The sequence below is a fragment of the Pseudomonas entomophila genome, from assembly GCF_013523125.1.
GTDB classification, from domain to species: Bacteria; Pseudomonadota; Gammaproteobacteria; order Pseudomonadales; family Pseudomonadaceae; genus Aquipseudomonas; species Aquipseudomonas entomophila_B.
Window position 1 is genome coordinate 1 of record NZ_JAAMQJ010000020.1, and the last position, 19,538, is coordinate 19,538.

Consider the following 19,538-nt stretch of genomic DNA (forward strand, 5'->3'; position numbering starts at 1 on the left):
GCCATCCTCCCCCCACCAACCGCCCCAGCAACATTTTCCTCGTCAACCACCACAAAAATCCTCGTTTCGCCCCAGCGCCTCACTGCACAGAATGGACTCCAGCCCCCGACCGAGGGCATACCCGACAGTGACGCCCCGGCCGACCTGTCCTCCATTCGACGCTCGAAGGATGCCGACATGCCCGAACTTCCCCCACACATCGACACGCTCGTCATCGGTGCAGGCCAGGCCGGCATCGCGGCGAGCGAGCACCTAAGCAGCCTGGGTGTGCCACACCTGATCCTGGAGCGTGCCCGCATCGCCGAGGCCTGGCGCACCGGGCGCTGGGATTCGCTGGTGGCCAACGGGCCGGCCTGGCACGACCGCTTCCCAGGCCTGGCCTTCGACCTGGACCCGGACGCCTTCGCCTCCAAGGACCAGGTCGCCGCCTACCTGGAAACCTACGCCAAGCAGTTCGAGGCGCCGATCCGCACCGGCGTGGAGGTGACCCGCGTGGTGCGCAACGTCGGGCGTCCCGGCTTCACCGTCGACACTTCAAACGGTACGCTGCAGGCCGACCGCGTGGTGGTTGCCACCGGGCCGTTCCAGACGCCGGTCATTCCCCCCATCGCGCCGAGTGGCACGGGCCTGCACCAGATCCACTCGGCCGCCTACCGCAACCCCGCGCAGCTGCCAGAAGGCGCAGTGCTGGTGGTGGGCGCGGGGTCTTCCGGCGTGCAGATCGCCGACGAGCTGCAGCGCGCCGGTCGCCAGGTCTACCTGTCGGTCGGCGCTCACGACCGGCCCCCGCGCGCCTACCGGGGGCGTGACTTCTGCTGGTGGCTGGGTGTGCTCGGCGAGTGGGACGCCGAAACCGTCAAGCAAGGTCGCGAGCACGTCACCATCGCCGTGAGCGGCGCACGCGGGGGCAACACCATCGATTTTCGCGAGCTGGCCCACCAGGGCATCATCCTGGTCGGGCTGACCCAGGCATTCGACGGCGATACCGTGACCTTCCAGCCGGACCTGGCCGCCAACCTCGCCGCCGGCGACGCCAGTTATTTCGCCTTGCTCGATGCCGCCGACGCCTATATCGAGCGCAATGGCCTGACGCTGCCCGAGGACCCGCAGGCGCGTGTCCGCCAGCCGGAACCGGCCTGCGTGCGTGACCCGATCCTGCGCCTGGACCTGGCCGAGGCCGGGGTCACGTCGATCATCTGGGCGACGGGCTACGCCGCCGACTACCGCTGGCTGCAGGTGGACGCCTTCCACGACAACGGCAAACCCCGGCACCAGCGCGGCGTGTCCAGCGAGCCGGGGGTGTATTTCCTCGGCCTGCCCTGGCTGTCGCGCCGTGGGTCGGCGTTCATCTGGGGCGTGTGGCATGACGCCAAGCACGTGGCCGGGCACATCGCCACCCAACGCACCTACCAGGCCTATCGGGCCGAAGGCACACGCCAGCGCGACGCGGCAGGCACCGGCGAGCCGTCGCCCCGCAGCGCCACCTCCCAGACTCCGGTCTTCCCCTGACAGGACGCAGCAGATGCCTACCCATACCCGCATCCGGATGTTCAACACCAAGGCAACCTACCCCAACCAGACCCTGGACAACGACCTGTGCCAGGCCGTGCGGGCCGGCAATACCGTGTACGTGCGCGGCCAGGTCGGCACCGACTTCGAAGGCCGCCTGGTCGGCCTGGGCGATCCTGCGGCACAGACCGAGCAGGCGATGAAGAACGTCAAACAACTGCTGGAAGAGGCGGGCAGCGACCTGTCCCACATCGTCAAGACCACCACCTACATCACCGACCCGCGCTACCGCGAACCGGTGTACCAGGTGGTGGGCAGATGGCTGCGGGGTGTGTTCCCGATCTCGACCGGGCTGGTGGTCTCGGGCCTGGCGCAGCCGCAGTGGCTGATGGAGATCGACGTGATCGCCGTCATTCCCGATGACCCACGGGCCTGACGATCTGCCCCCTTGACGAGGATTTTCCATGACCTTTTCCATCATCGGCCGTTGCGCCGACACCGGGCAGTTCGGCATCGCCATCAGCTCTTCCAGCATCGCTGTCGGCGCGCGCTGCCCATGGCTGCGGGCCGGAGTCGGTGCAGTGGCGACCCAGAACGTCACCTTGCCGGCGCTGGGGCCGCAGATTCTCGATCTGCTGGAACGGGGCGACCTCGATCCCGCGGCCGCGCTCGAGCAGGCCTTGCAGGCCACCGGCTGGCGCCAGTACCGCCAGGTCACGGTCATCGATGGCGACGGCCGCGTGGCGCTGTTCAGCGGTGACCAGGCCTTGGGCACGCACCACGCCGTGGCCGGCGAGCAGTGCGTGGCGGCGGGCAACCTGCTCGCCCATCCGGGCGTGATCGACGCCATGACCGAGGCGTTCGAAACCGCCGCCGGCCCGCTTGCCGACCGCCTGCTGACTGCCCTTCAGGCCGCCCTGGCCGTGGGCGGTGAGGCCGGGCCTGTGCATTCGGCAGCCTTGCAGGTGGTCGGCGATCTGGTCTGGCCCATCATCGACCTGCGGGTGGACTGGGCGGACGACGATCCGATCGGCCAGCTCGACACGCTGTGGCAGGCCTATCGACCCCAGATGCAGGACTACCTGACCCGCGCCCTGGACCCGACCGCCGCCCCGCGTTACGGGGTGCCGGGCGATGAATGAACCGAACTGGTCTGCCTCTTCCAGCCGCGAGCTGCTGGCGCATCTGGTCAGTTTCCCTACCGTCAGCCGCGACTCCAACCTCGCCCTGATCGCCTTCATCCGCACGTACCTGGGGCGCCACGGCGTGCCTTGTGAACTGATCTACGACGAGGCGCGCAGCAAGGCCAACCTGTTCGCCACCCTCGGCCCCGATCTGGGCGGCGGCGTGGTGCTTTCAGGGCACACCGACGTGGTCCCCGTCGACGGCCAGGCCTGGACCACGGACCCGTTCACCGTGTCGGAACGCCAGGGGCGCCTGTACGGCCGGGGCACCGCCGACATGAAGGGCTTCATCGCCTGCGTGCTGGCAGCGGTCCCGACGTTTCTGGCGCGTCCACTGCGGGTGCCGGTGCACCTGGCCTTTTCCTACGACGAAGAGGTGGGCTGCCTGGGCGTGCGCTCGATGCTCGACGCCCTGCAACGGCGCCCACACCGGCCCAGCCTGTGCCTGATCGGCGAGCCCACCGAACTCAAGCCCGTGCTGGGTCACAAGGGCAAGCTCGCCATGCGCTGCCAGGTCAAGGGCGCGGCCTGCCATTCGGCGTACGCCCCCCAGGGCGTCAATGCCATCGAGTACGCCGCCCGGCTGATCGGGCACCTGGGCGAACTGGGCCAGGCGCTGGCCCACCCGGCGCGGCACGATGCGCGGTTCGACCCGCCGTTTTCCACCGTGCAGACGGGCATGATCCAGGGTGGCCAGGCGCTGAACATCGTCCCGGCCGACTGCACCTTCGACTTCGAGATCCGCGCCTTGCCCGATTTCGACCCCCAACAGGTCGTCCAGCAGGTGCGCACCTACGCGACCACCGAGCTGCTGCCGCGCATGCACGCGGTGGATACCACCACCGCCATCGAGCTGCAGCCGTTGAGCGCCTACCCAGGCCTGATCACGCCACCGGACAGCGAAGCCGCCCGCCTGCTGGCGTACGTGTGCGGGTCGGAGGATTTCGGCACCGTGGCGTTCGGCACCGAAGGCGGGCTGTTCGCCCAGGCGGGGATCCCTGCGGTGGTGTGCGGCCCTGGCAGCATGGAGCAGGGGCACAAGCCGGACGAGTACATCACCTGCGAGCAACTGGATCGCTGCGACGCCTGGCTGCTGCGCCTGGCCGCGTACCTGAGCGGTTGAGCCGTCCGGGCCGCCACCGCGCAGGGCGTGGCTGCCGTTTTCAGGCGCTGACCCGTGCCTGGCTCAGGGCCGTCAGCCGCTCGCGGCAGAAGTCCACGAACAGCTGCGCCGGCTTGGTCAGCTGGCCCTTGCGCAGGCGCGCGCTGACCAGCCCGGAGCGTGTCACCGGCTCGGCGATCTCGAGCGTCACCACCCGCTTGCCGTCGTAGGTCACGCTCGAATGAGGCCGGGTGACCAGCAACGAAAAGCCGAACCCTTGCCCGACCATGCCCCGCACCATCTCGATCGACGGCGAGCCGAAGACGATGTTCGGGGTCAGGCCCAGTTCGTGGAACAGGCTGACGAAGTAGGTCCGGCTGGGCAGCACGTCGAGCAGGATCATCGGTTCTCTGGCCAGGTCGCGCAGCGACACCTGCGCCTGCCCGGCATAGCGATGGTCGGCCGGCAGCAGCACGTAGGGTTTCTGCGGCGGCATCAGCGGCTCGGTCTCGATGGTGCTGTCCAGCTCGTGTTCGTACAGGAACACCACATCGAATGCGCCTGCCGTCAGCCCCTGCACCAGCTCCTGCTGGTCGCCGTCGCGCAGGCGGATGTCGACGCCGGGGTAACGCACGCGGAACTCGGCGATCAGCTGCGGCAGGTACAGCGGGGCCACGGTCTCGAAACAGCCGATGTCGATCTGCCCGGCCACCATGTCGTTGTCGGCCAGGGCGTTCTGCTCGAACTCGCGGGACAGGCGCAGCAGGGCCTGGGCCTTGTGGTAGAAGCGCTTGCCGCTTGGCGTCAGCGAGACGCCCTGGGCGTGATGGCGGATGAACAGCTGGACGCCGAAGTTCTCTTCCAGGCTCTTGACCGCGCTGGAGATGGACGGCTGGGCGATGTACAGCTGCCGTGAGGCTTCCGCCACGCTGCCGGCCTCGACGGTGGTCACGAAGTACCGCAGTTGACGCAAGGTGTAGGACGCCACGAAGAAACCTCGCTCGCAGGGGCAGGGGGCATGCCTTGGCCTGGTCCAGTGGCCGGGCACGGAACCTGCACAGTACCGCAGCACGCCTTCAGGTGGCAGGCGCCTTGCCCAGCTTTTTCATAAGATCGAAGCACATTTTTAATCGTTTTCCTCGGGGCGGCACTGGCGCACCATCGCTCCAGGGCCATCGCGCTGGAGGCGCCCGCCCGTTCCACCGCGTCACGTCATCACAATAACAAAGCCGTCCCTGACCACCGCGAGGGTCAGGTGCTTCACACCTCTGGCTCCAACTGCCTCTACACCACCATAACCAGAATGAGTGAGGGAGTTCCCATGCGTACCATGACCACGTCGTTCAGTGCCGCGTTGCTTTGCGCCATCAGCCTGCCCGTGCTGAGCGACGAGCCACGCCTGACCGTCATCTCGTTCGGCGGCGCCACCAAGGCGGCCCAGCAGACCGCGTACTTCCACCCCTTCGAGCGTAGTGGCGCCGGCAAGGTGATCGCCGGCGAGTACAACGGCGAGCTGTCCAAGGTCAAGGCCATGGTCGATGTCGGCCACGTGTCCTGGGACGTGGTCGAGGTGGAAAGCCCCGAGCTGCTGCGTGGCTGCGAAGAAGGGCTGTTCGAGAAGATCGATCCAAACCTGCTGGGTGAGGCGTCCGGCTATCTGCCGGGCACCGTCAGCGAGTGTGGTGTGGCGAGCTACGTCTGGTCGATGGTGCTGGCCTACGACCCACAGAAACTCGCCACCGCGCCCACCTCCTGGCAGGACTTCTGGGACACCCAGCGCTTCCCCGGCAAACGCGGGTTGCGCAAGGGCGCCAAGTACACCCTGGAAGTGGCCCTGCTGGCCGACGGTGTTTCACGCGACGACCTCTACACCGTGCTGGGCACGCCTGAAGGCGTGGACCGTGCCTTCAAGAAGCTCGACCAGATCAAGTCCAGCATCCAGTGGTGGGAGGCCGGCGCCCAACCGCCGCAATGGCTGGTGGCCGGCGACGTGGTGATGTCGGCGGCTTACAACGGACGCATCGCTGCCGCCCAGCAGCAGGGTTCCACGTTGAGCATCGTCTGGCCCGGTAGCCTGTACGACCCTGATCACTGGGCCATCGTCCGCGGCACCCCGCACAAGGCCCTGGCCGAGCGCTTCATCGCCTTCGCCAGCCAGGCCGAGACGCAGCAGGCGTTCTCCAGCCAGATCCCCTATGGCCCGATTCGTCAGGACGCGCTCGCGCAACTGCCCACCCCGGTGCAGGCGCAACTGCCGACCGCGCCCGACAACCTGGCCCAGGCACGTCTGGTGGATGCCGAATTCTGGGTCGACCATGGCGAGGAGCTGGAGCAGCGTTTCAATGCCTGGGCGGCGCGCTGATCCGAAGACCAGCGGGCCCTTGGCAGGCGTCGGCGCTGTCGGGATCAGATCAGACGGTAGTCGCTGCGCTGCACGATGCCCTGGTGCGGGCCTTCGACCAGGTGCACGTAGCGTCCATCGACCGCGTCGATCGGCAGGCAGTCGTCGACGTCCAGCACTGCATCGGTGTGCGGCTTGAACCAGTTCGGCGCCATGCGCCGTTTGCCGAGCGTCTTGGCCGTGGCCTTGTCCGGGGCCACCAGCAGCAGGTAGCGGTGGGCTTCGCCGAAGGTGTGCGGCTCATAGCCACCCAGGTTGAGGAAGAACAGCCGGGGGGCGCCCGGCGGTGGCGCTGCCTGGCTGAACTCGACGCGATACCCATCGAGGCCGTCGACTTCCAGCCAGGAGTCGATGTGCAGGCCTTTGGGGCTGCCGAACCAGGCGTTGCGAAGGTCCGGATAGAGCTGTTCCAGGGTGGTGCCCTGGACGAAGACCACGTCGTGGACTTCGATGCTGGCGCGCGGATGGCGGCCGCCGAGCATGACGATGTAGAGCATGGAGAGGTCCTTTCGACGGCATCGGTCCAGGCCCGGCAAGGCCCGGATCGACGTCATGCACGTGGGGAGGCAAAGGGGCCAGACTACCTCAAACCTCACGCATCCCCTAAACGGCCCGAGGCTAGACCGCGGATGGGCTGGCGCCCCGGGTATTGACGTACAACGCATAGATCGAGCGCGAGCTGGCCATGAACAGGCGATTGCCCGACGCGCCGCCGAAGCACACGTTGGCGCAGCGTTCCGGCAAGTGAATGTGACCGATCGCCTGCCCCTTGGGGTTGAACACCCGCACGCCGTCCAGCTGCTCCGGGTTCGCTTCCTTGGCACCCGAGCTGCCCCAGCCACACCAGAGATTGCCGTCCAGATCGCACTTCAGACCATCGATGGCGCCGTAGCCGGTGCCCTCGATGTGGTTGCGGCGCTCGCCCAGGGTGCCGTCGGTCTTGACCGCGTAGGCCCAGACGATGCGGTTGGGCTTGGCCCGGGACTCCACCACGTACAGGGTGCTTTCGTCCGGCGAGAAACACAGGCCGTTCGGGCCGGCGAAGTCCTGGATCACCCGGGTGACCTTGAGGGTCTGACCGTCGATGCGGTAGACCGCATCCGGCAGCTCGGGGGTGAGCCTGTGGCCCTCGTAGTCGTTGCCCATCTGGAAGGGCGGGTCGGTGAACCAGATCGAGCCATCGCGCTTGACCACCACGTCGTTCGGCGAGTTGAAGCGCTTGCCTTCGAAGGTCTCGGCCAGGACGGTGAGGCTGCCATCGTGTTCGGTGCGGGTGAGGCGGCGGCCTTCGGTGTGGGTGGTCGAGCCCTCGCACACGATCAGCCGACCTTGCAGGTCACGGGTCAGACCGTTGGCGTAGTTGGCGTTCTGGCGGTAGACGCCCAGGGTCTCGCTGATCTCGTCCCAGCGCAGGATGCGGTTGTTGGGGATGTCGCTGACCAGCAGATAACGACCGTCACCGACCCACAACGGCCCCTCGGCCCAGCGCAGCCCCGTGGCCAGTCGCTCGACCCCGGCGTTGAAGAGGCGGTAGGCCGCGAAGCTGTCGTTGATGACCTCGATGAGCGGGTCGGGGTAGCGCTGGCTGATGGGGTCGGCCGCGGCGGTGAGGCGGGGCAGGCTGGTCGCGGCCGCCGCCAGTGATGCCAAGGTGAGGGATTGCTTGAGGAAGTGGCGGCGAGGGGCCGCGTGAGGGGCATGTGGGGGCATCGGAGCATCCTGATTATTGTTGTTGGCGGCACCCTGGCGTGTTTGAGGCAACGGCAGGGTGCCTGGCCATCTTCGGAAGTCCTGTGGGTTTAGTCAAATGATGTCTGACGACTTGGGTGCGTGCCGAGTGAACGGTGATAAGGCTGGGGCTCTTACAAGCAGGGCGGTATGGACGCAGGTGTGTCTGAAGTAGGGAGTGGCCGATTTCATGGGCCTTGCAGGCCCAATCGCGGCCAATCCGGCGCCCCGGCGGGGGCCGCCCCTACAGGTGACCGCGATAGCCTGCAACACTGCGGTGTGACTACGGGTATGGGAGCGGCCCCCGCCGGGGCCGGACCGGCCGCGATTGGGCCCGCAGGGCCCACAAAATTCCTCATGCACTGGAGCATCGATCAGGAAAGAAAACGACAGTTGTCCCACGCATTCGCACGCAGTCAAGCAGCAGAACTCATCGAGTACCTCGGCGCGGTGAGCCAGGTGACGGAAGCCGTGGACGCTGTGTTCGGAAAGCCGCAGAACCGGCAGTGACTGGCTCCTTGGTCGTCCGCGCCGAGGACGCCTGACGGCCAAGGCCTGGACGGTTGTACGATGACATGGCGTTCGAGCGTCTCTGGACACTCGCACTCAAGGCCTCATCTGGCCTGCCAGTGACGTGCTCAAGCGCGTCACCCGCACATCGTTGGGGACGAGGGCAGGCTCAGCGACCGAAACTGTCCCGATACACCGAAGGCGCCACACCGATCCCTTTTCGAAACGCCACTCTGAAGCTTTCGACCGAGGCGAATCCGCAGCGCTCGGCGATGCGCTCCAGGTTGAGCGGGCTGCTCTCGAGCAGCGCACGGGCCTGTGCCAGGCGTGCGTGCTGCAGCCAGCGCTTGGGCGTCATGCCGGTCGCTTCGTTGAAACGGCGCAGCAACGTGCGCTCGCTCATCAGGGCCTTGGCCGCCAGTTGGCGCAGGGTCAGTGGTTCGTGCAGGCGCTCGCGTGCCCAATCCAGCAGCGCCGCCAGGTCATGCCGTGGCATTCGGGCCACCGGCGCGGGAATGAACTGCGCCTGCCCACCGGCGCGCAGCGGCGCCATGACCAGGCGGCAGGCCACGGTGTTGGCGATCTGGGCACCGAAATCACGCTCGATCAGGTGCAGGCAGGCGTCGATGCCGGCCGCGCTGCCGGCCGAGGTGATGACCTGGCCGTCGTCCACGTAGAGCACGGCGGGGTCCACGGCAATGGCGGGGAAGCGTGCCGCCAGTTCCTCGCAGTAACGCCAGTGCGTGGTCGCGCGCTGGCCGTCGAGTAGCCCGGCAGCGGCCAGCACGAAGGCGCCGGAGCAGATGGACAGTAATCGGGCACCGCGTGCATGGGCGCGGCACAGGGCATCCAGCAGGGCCTGGGGTGGGCGCTCGGCACGGTTTCGCCACCCGGGGACGATGACGATCTGTGCCTCGTCCAGCGCCTCGAGGCCTGCATCCGTGGTGACGGTGAAACCGCCCATGGCACGCATCGGCCCAGGGTCGATTGCGACCACGCAATGCCGGTACCAAGCAACGTCGAACTCGGGCCGGGGCAGGGCGAAGAGTTCGATGGCGATGCCGAATTCGAAGGTACACAGGCCATCGTAGGCCAGGATGGCGACCAAGCCGGGCGTGTCGTGCATTTGGCGGGAAATCACCGGTGACTGTCGAGTTCGCCACTGTAGCGCACTCGACGGTCCGCCTACAGTGGCCCGACCCTCATCTTGCCAGGAGCGATGCCATGTCCAGCCTGATCACACACACGCCGCCAGCCTCCGCTGACGAGGCGTTCGCGCACTTCAGCGAACGCCTGCGCTTCGAGACCGATTGTTCGGACGTGTACCACAGCCAGCAGGCCGGTCAGGTCGACTTCGTGCTGCTCGATGTGCGCAACGCCGAGGCCTTTGCCGCCGGACACATTCCCGGCGCGCTGAACCTGCCGACCCGGACCCTGACGGTCGAGCGCCTGGCGGCATTTCCTGCCGGGACCGTGTTCGTCGTCTACTGCGCAGGGCCGCACTGCAATGGCGCCCACCGCGCCGCCGCACGCCTGGCCCAGCTCGGCCACGGAGTGAAGGAGATGCTTGGCGGCATCACGGGCTGGTGCGATGAAGGCTTCAGCCTGTCGACCGGACAGGCTGTGCCGCACGCGCCGACACCAGCGTCCTGCGCGTGCTGAACCTGAGGCCGCCTGTCACAACACCGTGAACCCATGAGTGCCATCGCGTTCCAGCTGGGCGACCAGGCCGAACTCCCAGTCCAGGTAGCCCTGCATCGCGTCGCGTGGATTGTCGGTCCCCTCGTAGGGGCGCCGGTAGCGGTCGCTGCGCGCCACCGCAAGGTAGCTTTCACCGCTCTGCACCGGGTGGCCTGCCGCAATCCAGGCAGCGGTGCCGCCGGTGAGGACGTGGACCGGTGTACGGGTCAGCGCCTGCAGGTCACAGGCGGCGAAGCGGGCCAGCAGGCTGCTGCCGCAGGTCAGCACGTAGCGTTCGGCCTGGGGCAGACGCTCCAGGGCCTCGCCCAGCTGGGCACGGATCACCCAGTAGGCGCCGGGGATATGGCGCTTGACGTAGTGGGCGCTGGTGGTGAAGTCCAGCACCACGGTGCCGGCCTCATGCTGCCAGCGGGCCAGTTGCTCGACGTCGATGCCATGGACCTCGGGCAGCGCAGGCAGGGGTGACTGCCAGTCGCCCTGCGCGCTGAAGTCCGCCGGGGTCAGGCCGTCGAGCACGGCGACCTGCCAGCCCATCTGCGCGAGCCATGAGGCGGTCATGTTGGCACGCACGCCGTCATCGTCCAGCAACACCAGACGCGCTCCACGCACGCTGGCGACGTGGTCGGTTTCCTGCACCAGCTGCCCGCCCGGTGTCGAGCGGCTGCCAGGCAAGTGGCCGGCGCTGTATTCCTCGGGGGTGCGGACATCGAACAGGTAAGTGGTACGGCCCGCTTCGGCCTGCCAGCGCGTCAGCCCGGCGCGGTCCAGGCGCAGGACACCGGCACGGTCGGCCACCGCACGGGCCTGCTGCGACGCCTGGGTGCGGGTGTGCGGGGTGACGTCGGCGAAGCGACGGTCCTGCCCATGGGCCAGTGCCTGGCCTGCCAGGGTCCAGCCGATGGTGCCGTTGCGCAGGGCCGCCACCGGGTTGGGAATGCCTGCGTTGACCAACGATTGGGCGCCGATGATGCTACGGGTGCGCCCGGCGCAGTTGACGATCACCTGGGTCGTCGGATTCGGTGCCAGTTCGGCCACGCGCAGCACCAGTTCGGCACCCGGCACGCTGATGCCGCCTGGGATGCTCATGGTCTGGTATTCGTCGAAGCGGCGGGCATCGAGCACCACCACGTCGGCCTTGTCGTCGAGCAGGGCCTGGACCTGTTCGGCCGCCAGGGACGGCGTATGGCGCACGCTTTCCACCAGCTCGCCGAAGGCTTTGCTCGGCACGTTGACGTCGCGGAACAGTTCGCCACCGGCGGCACGCCAGCCGTCCAGCCCGCCCTCGAGCACGGCGACATCGCTGTACCCCAGGGCGTGCAGGCGTTGCGTGGCGACGGTCGCGAGCCCCTCGCCGTCGTCGTAGACGGTGATGGCCGTGTCCCGCCGAGGGATGCGGGCATACGCCTCCAGATCCAGTCTCGACAACGGCAGGTTGGCGGCGAACAGGGGATGCGCCTGGGCGAACGGGTCTTCTTCACGCACGTCGATCAAGGCCAGTTCTTCCTGGGCCAGCAAGGCGCGGCGGATGTCGTGGTACTGCCGGGTAAGGGGAGCGGTCATGGGGCGAGGTTCTCGTTGGACAGGTCCCAGAGGTTGGGAAGGTGGGCGTTGGAGTAGCCGGAGATGAACGGTCTTTGACTGCCGTCGATGGCGTACACCGCACGCCGGACCGCGCCGATGTTGCCGCCGTAGACGTGGATGCTGATCGACACCTGGTCGGTGAAGGCATTGCTCACCTGATGGAGGTCGCCGATGCGCGGCGAGACCGCTTCGACCTGGCCGGGCAGCAGTCGTACCGCCGCGCCGTCGGGCACCAGTGCGCCCCGTTCATCACGCATGAAACCCTGCGACAGCTCCGCGCCGCGCAGCATGCCGATCAGCCCCCAGACCTGATGATCATGGATCGGCGTGCGCTGCCCGGGACCCCAGACGAAGCTCACCACCGAGAAACGCTGGCGCGAGTCGCAGTGCAGCAGGTACTGCCGGTAGCGCTCTGGATCGGGCAGGGCAAGGTCCTCGGGTAGCCAGTCATCATGGCCGACCAGGTTCGCCAGCAGGGCCTGGCCGCGGTCGAGCAGAACGGCTTCGTCGGGCTGCTCGTCGAGCAGGGTGGCCAGGTGATCGATGAAATGGCGCAAGCGCTGCAAGCGTGGAGGGTGGGTCATGGGGCGACTCGGCGTTCGAATGTGCCTGAACCGTAGCAAACTTCTTTCTATTCTATAAATGCAAAATAGCGCTAAGCTAATATGATTTTTACGCATTTAAGGAGAGGGCTGAAAAACGCATTAGCTTATGCTCAATGTGCATTTCACAGCCTCCCTTCAGGGCTTTAAATTATTAAAAGATCCTTGATGATTCTTTATCGCTATATGAACCCTCGATGAGACCGCACGCGCGGATCGTCCTCATGGCCCCCTGCAGGGCTTCAGGAGACGACCGTGCGCTACCTCAAACAGTTGGCCGCCACCGTGCTGGCCACCACCTTCAGCCTCGCCGCTGCCGGCCAGACCCTGGTCGTCGGTGATCAAAGCTACAACGCCCGCGCCGTGATGGAAGCGGCGGGGGTGCTCGATGATGTGCCGTACACCCTGGACTGGAAGCAATTCACCGCAGGTTCTCCCGTGGCCGAAGCGCTCAACGTCGGCAGCCTCGACATCGGCCTGCTGGGCGATGCGCCTCCATTGTTCCTGGGAGCGCTCGGCGCGCCGATCAAGGTGATCGCGGTGAGTCGCCAGAACCTCGGAGGGGTGGCCATCCTGGTGCGCAAGGACTCATCGATCCACAGCCTGCAAGACCTGCGCGGCAAGCGTGCGGCGATCTGGAAAGGTTCGTGGAGCCAGCAGCTGTTGTTCAGCGCCCTGGACAAGGCCGGTGTCCCGCGCGATGCCCTCGAGCTGCGCTACCTCAGCGCACTGGACGCTTCCCATGCCTTGGACGGTGGCTCGGTGGACGTGATCGCCATTTGGGAGCCCTACGTCACCCAACAGGAACGCCAGGGCGCCCGTGTACTGGCGACCGCCGAGGGCGTGATCCCGGCGCAGAGCTTCGTGGTGGCCAACCAGAAGGCCGTCGAGCAGAAACGCGCGCAGATCAGTGACTTTCTCCAGCGGCTGAAGAAGGCCCGCGACTGGACCCTGAGCGACCCAGCCCACACCGAGGCCTATGCCGATGCCTGGGCCAAGCGCACCCGTGCCGACCGCGACATCGCCCGCGCCTGGTTCGCCCGTGCGCGCACCGACCTGGCGCCGCTGACGCCTCAGGTGATCGTCGATGCGCAGAAGACCGTGGACTTCTTCGCCGGGCTCGGGCTGATCAAGGCCTACCCGGCAAAGACCCTGTTCGACACCTCCTTCGGCACGGCCCTCGGCCAAACCGACCGCCAACCCTGAGCCCACGACCTCGACGTCAAGGAGACCTTTGATGCGCACACGACAGATCAAACTCGGCGCCCTGACCATGGGCTGCGGCGGCCCCGGCCGGCACAACCTGTGGCTCGACCCCGCGCTGCCGGCCGACGCCAGCGTCAACATCGACTGGTACATCGACATCGCCCAGCAGGCCGAGCGGGCGCTGTTCGACCTGATGTTCATCGTCGACAGCCAGTTCATCACGCCGGGCTCGCCGTCGCATTACCTCAACCGCCTGGAGCCGCTGACCCTGCTCTCGGCCCTGGTCGTCAGCACTCGGCGCCTGGGCCTGGTCGGGACCCTCACCACCTCCTACAACGCACCGTTCAACGTCGCGCGCCGGCTGGCCTCGCTGGACCTGATCAGCAAGGGCCGCGCCGGCTGGAGCGTGGTCACCAGTGGCGACGCCGGTACCGCCGGCAACTACGGGCTGGACGAGCACTACGACTACGACACCCGTTACGCCCGTGCCGAGGAACACGTGAAGGTGGTGCAGGCGCTGTGGCACTCCTACGAGGACGACGCCTTCCCGCGCGACCGGGCCAGTGGCCGCTTCCTCGACCCGACCAAGCTCCACGCGTTGCACCACAAGGGCGAGCACTTCTCGGTGACCGGCCCGTTGAACATCCAGCGCTCGCCCCAGGGGCAGCCGGTGATCTTCCAGGCGGGTGATTCCGAGCAGGGCCGCGACCTCGGTGCGGCCACGGCCGACGTGGTGTTCACCCATGCGGCAAGCCTCGAACAGGGGCAGGCGTTCTACCGCGACATCAAGGGGCGTGCCGCGCGGCTGGGGCGCGACCCGGAGCAGTTGCTGGTGTTGCCGGGGGCGGAGATCTACGTCGGTGACGACGATGACCAGGCACGGGAGATCGAGCGCCACTACCATCAGGCCGACCACAGTTTCGAGCTGGCGTTGAAGGAGTTCGGGCGCAATTTCGGCTGGCATGATTTCAGCCAGTACGACCTGGATGCGCCGTTTCCGCAAGAAAGCCTCGAATCGGCACGCAGCAGCTTCTTCACCAATGCCAAGCGCATTGCCGACCAGGCCCGGGACAAGGGTTTCAGCCTGCGCCAGGCCGTCGAATTCGGGCGTCAGTTGCGACCCGGGGCGTTCGTCGGATCGGCTGACACCGTGGCGGCCAAGATGGCCGAGTGGTTCGAAGCGAGGGCCCTGGACGGGTTCAACATCTACATCGGTCACCCGGAGCAGTTCCGCCGCTTCACCGAGCAGGTGGTGCCGTTGCTGCAAGAGCGCGGGCTGTACCGTACGGCCTATGAAGGCACGACCTTGCGCGAAAGCCTGGGGTTGGCGATTCCGACGTTCCAGCGTGCTACCGTCTAAATTGTTTTGCAGGTCTGGCAGGCCGGCGCAACCTGTCGTAGGCGCGATTGCCCGCGATGCACGCGGTGCCGGATCGGACGCCATCGCGGGCAAGCCCGCTCCCACAGACTGCTTGCGCAGCCATGCATACACCGGCAGGCTGCAGAGATCTGAGTGTGGGAGCTGGCTTGCCAGCGATAGGGCCCTGTCAGGCGCCGTCTGCATCGCGGGCAAGCCTCCCACAGACTGCTTGCGCAGCCATGCATACACCGACAGGCTGCAGAGATCTGAGTGTGGGAGCTGGCTTGCCAGCGATAGGGCCCTGTCAGGCGCCGTCTGCATCGCGGGCAAGCCTACCTATCAGCCCATGAGACCGCCTCCTTCAGCCCAGTGACTCACACCGTTCAGAAGTCATACGCCAGTTTCGTGTACCAATACCCACCTCCTGGATGAAGCGGCGAGTTGCCATAGGCTGCCTGGTTGCCGTTGGGGTTGTACACGCCGTGCTTGTCCGGGCGCACGTCGAACAGGTTGGTCCCCCCCAGACTCACGGTCAGGCTGTCGAACAGCAGATAGGACAGGTCCAGATCGGTGATCCACTTGGCGCCGAAGCGGCGGTCCTGGGCCGGGTTCTGCTGCCAGGTCTCGACCTTGCCGTAGCGGGTCGCCTGCAAGGTGCCCGTGAAGTTGCCGAGCGTCCATTGCCCGCCCAGCACCCATTTGGTCTGGGGCAGGGCTGCCACCAGGTCGCCCTCTCGACCATGGCCCACCACCTGCAGACCGGCATCGGCCAACCCCTGGGGCGTGCTGCGTGTGCCACGCACGGTGGTCTTGTTCCAGTTGAAGCCCAGTATCCAGCGCACCTCGCCGAACGCACCGAACGTGCTGGTGTGGTCGCCTACCAGGTCGAGTCCGCGGGTGCGCGTGTCGAAGGCATTGGTGTAGTAGTTGATCCAGGTCGCGCGGGCCAGCCCCAACCCAGCGAGCACATCGCCCACCGCGCCGCTGCCCCCGCGTCGGTCATAGAGGTTCTCGGTCAGCAGGATACGATCATCGATGTCGATCACATAGGCGTCGAGGGTCACGCTGGTGCGCCGGGCCGGCTGCCAGGTCAGGCCCAGGCCGGCATTGCGCGATTTCTCCGGGTCCAGGGTATCGCCGCCGAACGCCTGCGCGGCGGCGCTGCCCGGGGCCACGGTGCGGCGCAGGGCCGGCACCACGTTGCCGTTGGCGTCCAGCGCGGTGCGGTTGTCGCTGACGGTATAACCGGTCTGGGTCAGCGACGGCGCGCGCAGGCCGCTGCCCAGCGTGCCGCGCACGGCGACGGTGTCGGTCAAGGCATAGCGTGAGTTGAGCTTGAAGCTGGCGGCGCGCCCGGTGTCGTCGCCGTAATGCTCCAATCGCGCGGCACCGCCCAGGTACCAGCGTGGCGTCAGGTCCAGGCCCAACCCGACATACGCGGCGTAGACGTTGCGCTGCACATCGGCTTCGTCTTCGGGGCGGATCGTCAAGGCTGCCTGGGCACCGACTGCGGTCTGGCCGTTGGCCAAGGCGTATAACGGGTTGGGACGGCCATCGGCCAGCGTCGCCGGGTAGGTGTAGGGGCCGATGCCATAGGCGATGGGGTCACCGGCAAAGGTGCGAAAACGCTCCCAGCGGTGCTCCAGGCCCGCCGAGACATGGGTCGGCACCGCCAGGCCGAACAGACCGTCGAAGGTGCGGCGCAGGTCGAGGTTGTTCACCCACTGGTCGAATTGCAAGGTGGCCAGGTCGTCGAACGAGGTCGGCGATGCCGGCCCGTAGGTGGGGTTGAGGGTCAGGTCACTGGACTGCTGGTTCTTGTTGCGTCCGTAGCTGGTGGACAGGTCCCAGTCCCAGCGATCGGCCGCCCCCCGGGCCCCGAGCAGCCATTGGTAATCGGTGTCCTTGAGGTTGTTGAGCGGATAGTAGCCGTCGGGGAACACCTCGGGGATCGAGGCGTTGCTGTTGGGCAGGCGGTAGTTGTTGTAGGCCTCGAGCTTTCGCTCGGCATAGGTGGCGAACGAGTACAGACTCAGGTCGTCGCTCAGCGGCAGTTCGGCGTTGTAGCCCAGGTTGAACGCTCGCAGGTCCGGGTCGCCGTTCTTGACTGCACGGTGGTCCCAGGCGGCCTGGCGATCGTCTTCGAAGTAGGCGCGATAGCCGGGGTCGGCCTTGTCGATCCAGTTCGCGGCGCCACGCTTGCGCGCCTCGCCCGAGAGGTGCAGGAAGCCGCCGTCGCCGAGGGCGAAGCCCTGGTCACCGGCCAGTTTCAGGGTCTCGCCCTGGCCGCTGTAGAGCTGGCCATAGCTGCTTTCGTAATGGCCGCCGGTGTCAGCGTCCTTGAGGATGACGTTGATCACCCCGGCCACGGCATCGGCACCGTACTGCGCAGCGGCGCTGTCCTTGAGCACCTCGATGTGCGAGACCGCACTGACCGGAATCATGTCGATGTCGACCGCGTTGGCGCCGCTGTTGTCGGTGGAGCCGCTGGCCGGCAGGGCGCTGTTGTGGCGACGCTTGCCGTTGACCAGCACCAGGGTGTAGGCCGGCCCCAGGCTGCGATTGCTCAGCGGCCGCACGCCGGACTGGAAACCGGCGATGTTGGTGCCGAAGTTGAACGACGGCAGCAGCTTGGCGATGGCCTCGGACAATTCGGCACGGCCGGCGCGCAGCAGTTGCTCGTTGCTGATCACGTCGATCGGGGTCGGGCTGTCGACCACCGTGCGTTGGCTGGCCCGTGCACCGGTGCTGCTGGAGGTCACCGTGATCGTTTCCAGGCGCGGTTCTGCAGGTAAGGGCGCCGCGTTGGCCATGGGGGGCAACAGGCAGGCCAGGGGCAGGGCGATGAAAGGGATTCTAGACATCATGTCCTCGAAGCGTACGTGCGCGTAGGGGCACCTGGCCGGGTAGGCCACGTGGTGGGGGTTCGAAAAAGTGTCGAAGATGGCCCAGGCATCATTCGCTTTGCCTGGGCACCCCTGTCCGCCCAGTACGCCGGGTCGTCGTTCAAGGGCTGCGATGCAGCCCATCGCGGGCAAACCCGCACAGGTGCCGAGGCTGCCTGTGCGGGCGCAGCATCGAAACCAATCCTTCAGAAAGGACAGGAACCTCTTCCCGCTTCAGCCCATGCCTTACCTCGCTCTTGCAGACGGGCATGGCCTGCTGTGGGAGAGCTAATCCATACCTCACCCCGGTGGTGCAGACGGCATGGCCCCCTGTGGGGGCTTGCCCGCGATAGCGCCCGTGCAGGCGCTCCAATGCGAAGGGCGTCAGGCCACCGCCGCCTGCTCGCGCCGCAGTGTGTTGCGGTTGGTCGGCACGCTCAGGCCGAAGCTGTCGCGCAGGGTCTGGCCGGTGTACTCGCTGCGCATCAAGCCGCGCGCCTGCAGCAAGGGGACCACCAGCTCCGTGAAGTACTGCAGCCCATCGGGCAGCAGCGAGTTGATGATGAAGCCATCGGCGGCCCCGTCCTCGAACCAGTCCTGCAGCGCATTGGCGACCTGCTCGGGCGTGCCGGTGAAGTCCCGGCGCGGGCGCGAGAAGCGCAGCGCCAGTTCGCGCAGGCTCAGGCCTTCGTCGCGGGCCAGTTGCTTGAGCTGATCGGACGTCCCCTTGTGGCTGTTGTCGCCCAGCGTGCCCAGGTCGGGGAACGGGGCATCCAGGTCGTGCTGGCTGAAGTCGTAGTCATTGAAAGGTCGGCCCAGGGCGACCAGGGCATCCTCGATGCTCACCAGCTCGACCGCCTGTTGATAGCGGCGCTCGACCTCGGCCTCGTCCCGGCCGACGATGGGACGGATGCCCGGCAGGATGAACAGCTGGTCCGGGTCCCGGCCATGGGCGGCGGCGCGCTGTTTCAGGTCGCGGTAGTAGGCACGGGCATCGCTGAACGACTCCGGGTTGACGAAGATCGCGTCAGCGTTCTGGGCCGCGAAGGTACGCCCGTCCTCCGACACGCCGGCCTGGAAGATCAGCGGCTGACCCTGGGGCGAGCGCTGGATGTTCAGCGGCCCCTTGACCTTGAAGAACTCGCCCTGGTGGCCCAGGGTGTGCAGCTTGGCCGGGTCGAAGAACTCGCCGGTCTGCTTGTCGCGGGTGAAGGCGTCGTCCTCCCACGAATCCCACAGGCCCTGGACCACCTCGACATGCTCGCGGGCGATGCGATAGCGCACGGCATGGGGCGGGTGCTCGGCCTTGCCGAAGTTGTCGGCCGTGCCCGAGAGCCAGGAGGTGACCACGTTCCAGCCGGCACGGCCGCCGCTGATCAGGTCCAGCGAGGCGAACTGGCGGGCGACCTGGAAGGGCTCGCTGTAGCTGACCGTGACCGTCGCCACCAGGCCGATGTGAGACGTGACCGCCGCCAGCGCCGACAGGATCGTCAACGGCTCGAAGCGATTGAGGTAGTGCGGGCTGGAACGCGCATGGATGTGCAGGCTGTCGGCGATGAAGGCGAAGTCGAACTTGGCCCCTTCGGCCAACAGTGCCTGCTGCTTGTAGAAGCCGAAGTTCACACTGGCATCGGCCAGCGCCTCTGGGTGACGCCATTCGCCCCAGCCGTGGCCGACTCCATGGATCATCGCGCCCAGGTGGATCTGTCGTTTACTCATGCTCGGTCTCTCCTGATGATGAGCGTGTCGGTGTGCGCCGCCGTGAAGGG

General features: G+C 67.0%; 17 protein-coding genes. 9 read left to right on the forward strand and 8 right to left on the reverse strand.

Annotated features, from left to right (window positions below; genetic code table 11):
* Positions 1-177: 177 nt before the first annotated feature.
* From G7007_RS12245 to argE, 4 genes are read left to right on the forward strand one after another with little or no spacing between them, the layout of a single operon-like run.
* Positions 178-1,509 carry a flavin-containing monooxygenase gene (locus G7007_RS12245; RefSeq protein WP_181102054.1) on the forward strand — a complete coding sequence of 444 codons (1,332 nt, stop codon included), beginning with the start codon at positions 178-180 and terminating at the stop codon, positions 1,507-1,509.
* A 13-nt stretch (positions 1,510-1,522) separates the two neighbouring features.
* Positions 1,523-1,945 carry a RidA family protein gene (locus G7007_RS12250; protein WP_181102056.1) on the forward strand — a complete coding sequence of 141 codons (423 nt, stop codon included), beginning with the start codon at positions 1,523-1,525 and terminating at the stop codon, positions 1,943-1,945.
* A gap of 28 nt (positions 1,946-1,973) precedes the next feature.
* The gene (locus tag G7007_RS12255) at positions 1,974-2,651 is read left to right on the forward strand and encodes a DUF1028 domain-containing protein (protein WP_181102058.1); all 678 of its coding nucleotides are present in this window, start codon (positions 1,974-1,976) and stop codon (positions 2,649-2,651) included.
* Complete coding sequence (gene argE, locus G7007_RS12260; RefSeq protein WP_181102060.1) at positions 2,644-3,816, forward strand: acetylornithine deacetylase; 1,173 nt, start codon at positions 2,644-2,646, stop codon at positions 3,814-3,816. Before G7007_RS12255 ends, argE begins: the two co-directional genes overlap by 8 nt.
* Before the next feature lie 40 nt (positions 3,817-3,856).
* Here argE and G7007_RS12265 read toward each other — a convergent pair whose 3' ends face one another.
* Entirely contained in the window at positions 3,857-4,783 is a 927-nt protein-coding gene (locus G7007_RS12265) for a LysR family transcriptional regulator (RefSeq protein ID WP_181102062.1), read from the reverse strand.
* A gap of 333 nt (positions 4,784-5,116) precedes the next feature.
* Between G7007_RS12265 and G7007_RS12270 the strand changes: the two genes are divergently transcribed.
* Entirely contained in the window at positions 5,117-6,157 is a 1,041-nt protein-coding gene (locus tag G7007_RS12270; protein ID WP_308852295.1) for an ABC transporter substrate-binding protein, read from the forward strand.
* 44 nt (positions 6,158-6,201) lie between these two features.
* On the opposite strand, the gene G7007_RS12275 is transcribed toward G7007_RS12270, so the two are convergent.
* Both G7007_RS12275 and G7007_RS12280 read right to left on the reverse strand, forming a co-directional pair.
* The gene (locus G7007_RS12275) at positions 6,202-6,693 is read right to left on the reverse strand and encodes a DUF1543 domain-containing protein (protein ID WP_181102066.1); all 492 of its coding nucleotides are present in this window, start codon (positions 6,691-6,693) and stop codon (positions 6,202-6,204) included.
* Between the two features lie 121 nt (positions 6,694-6,814).
* A complete protein-coding gene (locus G7007_RS12280) occupies positions 6,815-7,906 on the reverse strand; it encodes an SMP-30/gluconolactonase/LRE family protein (RefSeq protein ID WP_181102068.1) in 1,092 nt (363 codons plus the stop codon).
* A gap of 375 nt (positions 7,907-8,281) precedes the next feature.
* Here G7007_RS12280 and G7007_RS12285 point away from each other — a divergent pair, with 375 nt between their 5' ends.
* Complete coding sequence (locus tag G7007_RS12285) at positions 8,282-8,434, forward strand: hypothetical protein (protein WP_181102070.1); 153 nt, start codon at positions 8,282-8,284, stop codon at positions 8,432-8,434.
* A gap of 169 nt (positions 8,435-8,603) precedes the next feature.
* Here the strand turns inward: G7007_RS12285 and ftrA are convergent, their stop codons facing one another.
* Positions 8,604-9,560 (reverse strand): transcriptional regulator FtrA, encoded by a 957-nt coding sequence (gene ftrA / locus G7007_RS12290; protein ID WP_181102072.1) that lies wholly within the window; start codon positions 9,558-9,560, stop codon positions 8,604-8,606.
* A 98-nt stretch (positions 9,561-9,658) separates the two neighbouring features.
* On the opposite strand from ftrA, the gene G7007_RS12295 reads away from it, so the two are divergent.
* The gene (locus G7007_RS12295; RefSeq protein ID WP_181102074.1) at positions 9,659-10,096 is read left to right on the forward strand and encodes a rhodanese-like domain-containing protein; all 438 of its coding nucleotides are present in this window, start codon (positions 9,659-9,661) and stop codon (positions 10,094-10,096) included.
* A gap of 15 nt (positions 10,097-10,111) precedes the next feature.
* Here the strand turns inward: G7007_RS12295 and G7007_RS12300 are convergent, their stop codons facing one another.
* Together G7007_RS12300 and G7007_RS12305 are read right to left on the reverse strand one after the other, a co-directional pair.
* Positions 10,112-11,695: a rhodanese-related sulfurtransferase gene (locus tag G7007_RS12300; RefSeq protein WP_181102076.1), complete on the reverse strand. Its 1,584-nt coding sequence runs from the start codon at positions 11,693-11,695 to the stop codon at positions 10,112-10,114.
* Positions 11,692-12,300, reverse strand: a complete 609-nt coding sequence (locus tag G7007_RS12305) for a cysteine dioxygenase family protein (RefSeq protein WP_181102077.1) — start codon at positions 12,298-12,300, stop codon at positions 11,692-11,694. The genes G7007_RS12300 and G7007_RS12305 overlap by 4 nt, the downstream gene beginning before the upstream one ends.
* A gap of 273 nt (positions 12,301-12,573) precedes the next feature.
* Between G7007_RS12305 and G7007_RS12310 the strand changes: the two genes are divergently transcribed.
* Both G7007_RS12310 and G7007_RS12315 read left to right on the forward strand, forming a co-directional pair.
* The gene (locus G7007_RS12310; protein WP_181102079.1) at positions 12,574-13,524 is read left to right on the forward strand and encodes an ABC transporter substrate-binding protein; all 951 of its coding nucleotides are present in this window, start codon (positions 12,574-12,576) and stop codon (positions 13,522-13,524) included.
* A gap of 31 nt (positions 13,525-13,555) precedes the next feature.
* Positions 13,556-14,884: an LLM class flavin-dependent oxidoreductase gene (locus G7007_RS12315; RefSeq protein WP_181102081.1), complete on the forward strand. Its 1,329-nt coding sequence runs from the start codon at positions 13,556-13,558 to the stop codon at positions 14,882-14,884.
* Between the two features lie 383 nt (positions 14,885-15,267).
* Here the strand turns inward: G7007_RS12315 and G7007_RS12320 are convergent, their stop codons facing one another.
* On the reverse strand, positions 15,268-17,748 hold the full coding sequence (locus tag G7007_RS12320; protein WP_181102083.1) for a TonB-dependent receptor plug domain-containing protein: 2,481 nt from the start codon (positions 17,746-17,748) through the stop codon (positions 15,268-15,270).
* Positions 17,749-18,153: 405 nt separating this feature from the next.
* Entirely contained in the window at positions 18,154-19,488 is a 1,335-nt protein-coding gene (locus G7007_RS12325; protein WP_181102182.1) for an LLM class flavin-dependent oxidoreductase, read from the reverse strand.
* Positions 19,489-19,538 lie beyond the last annotated feature (50 nt).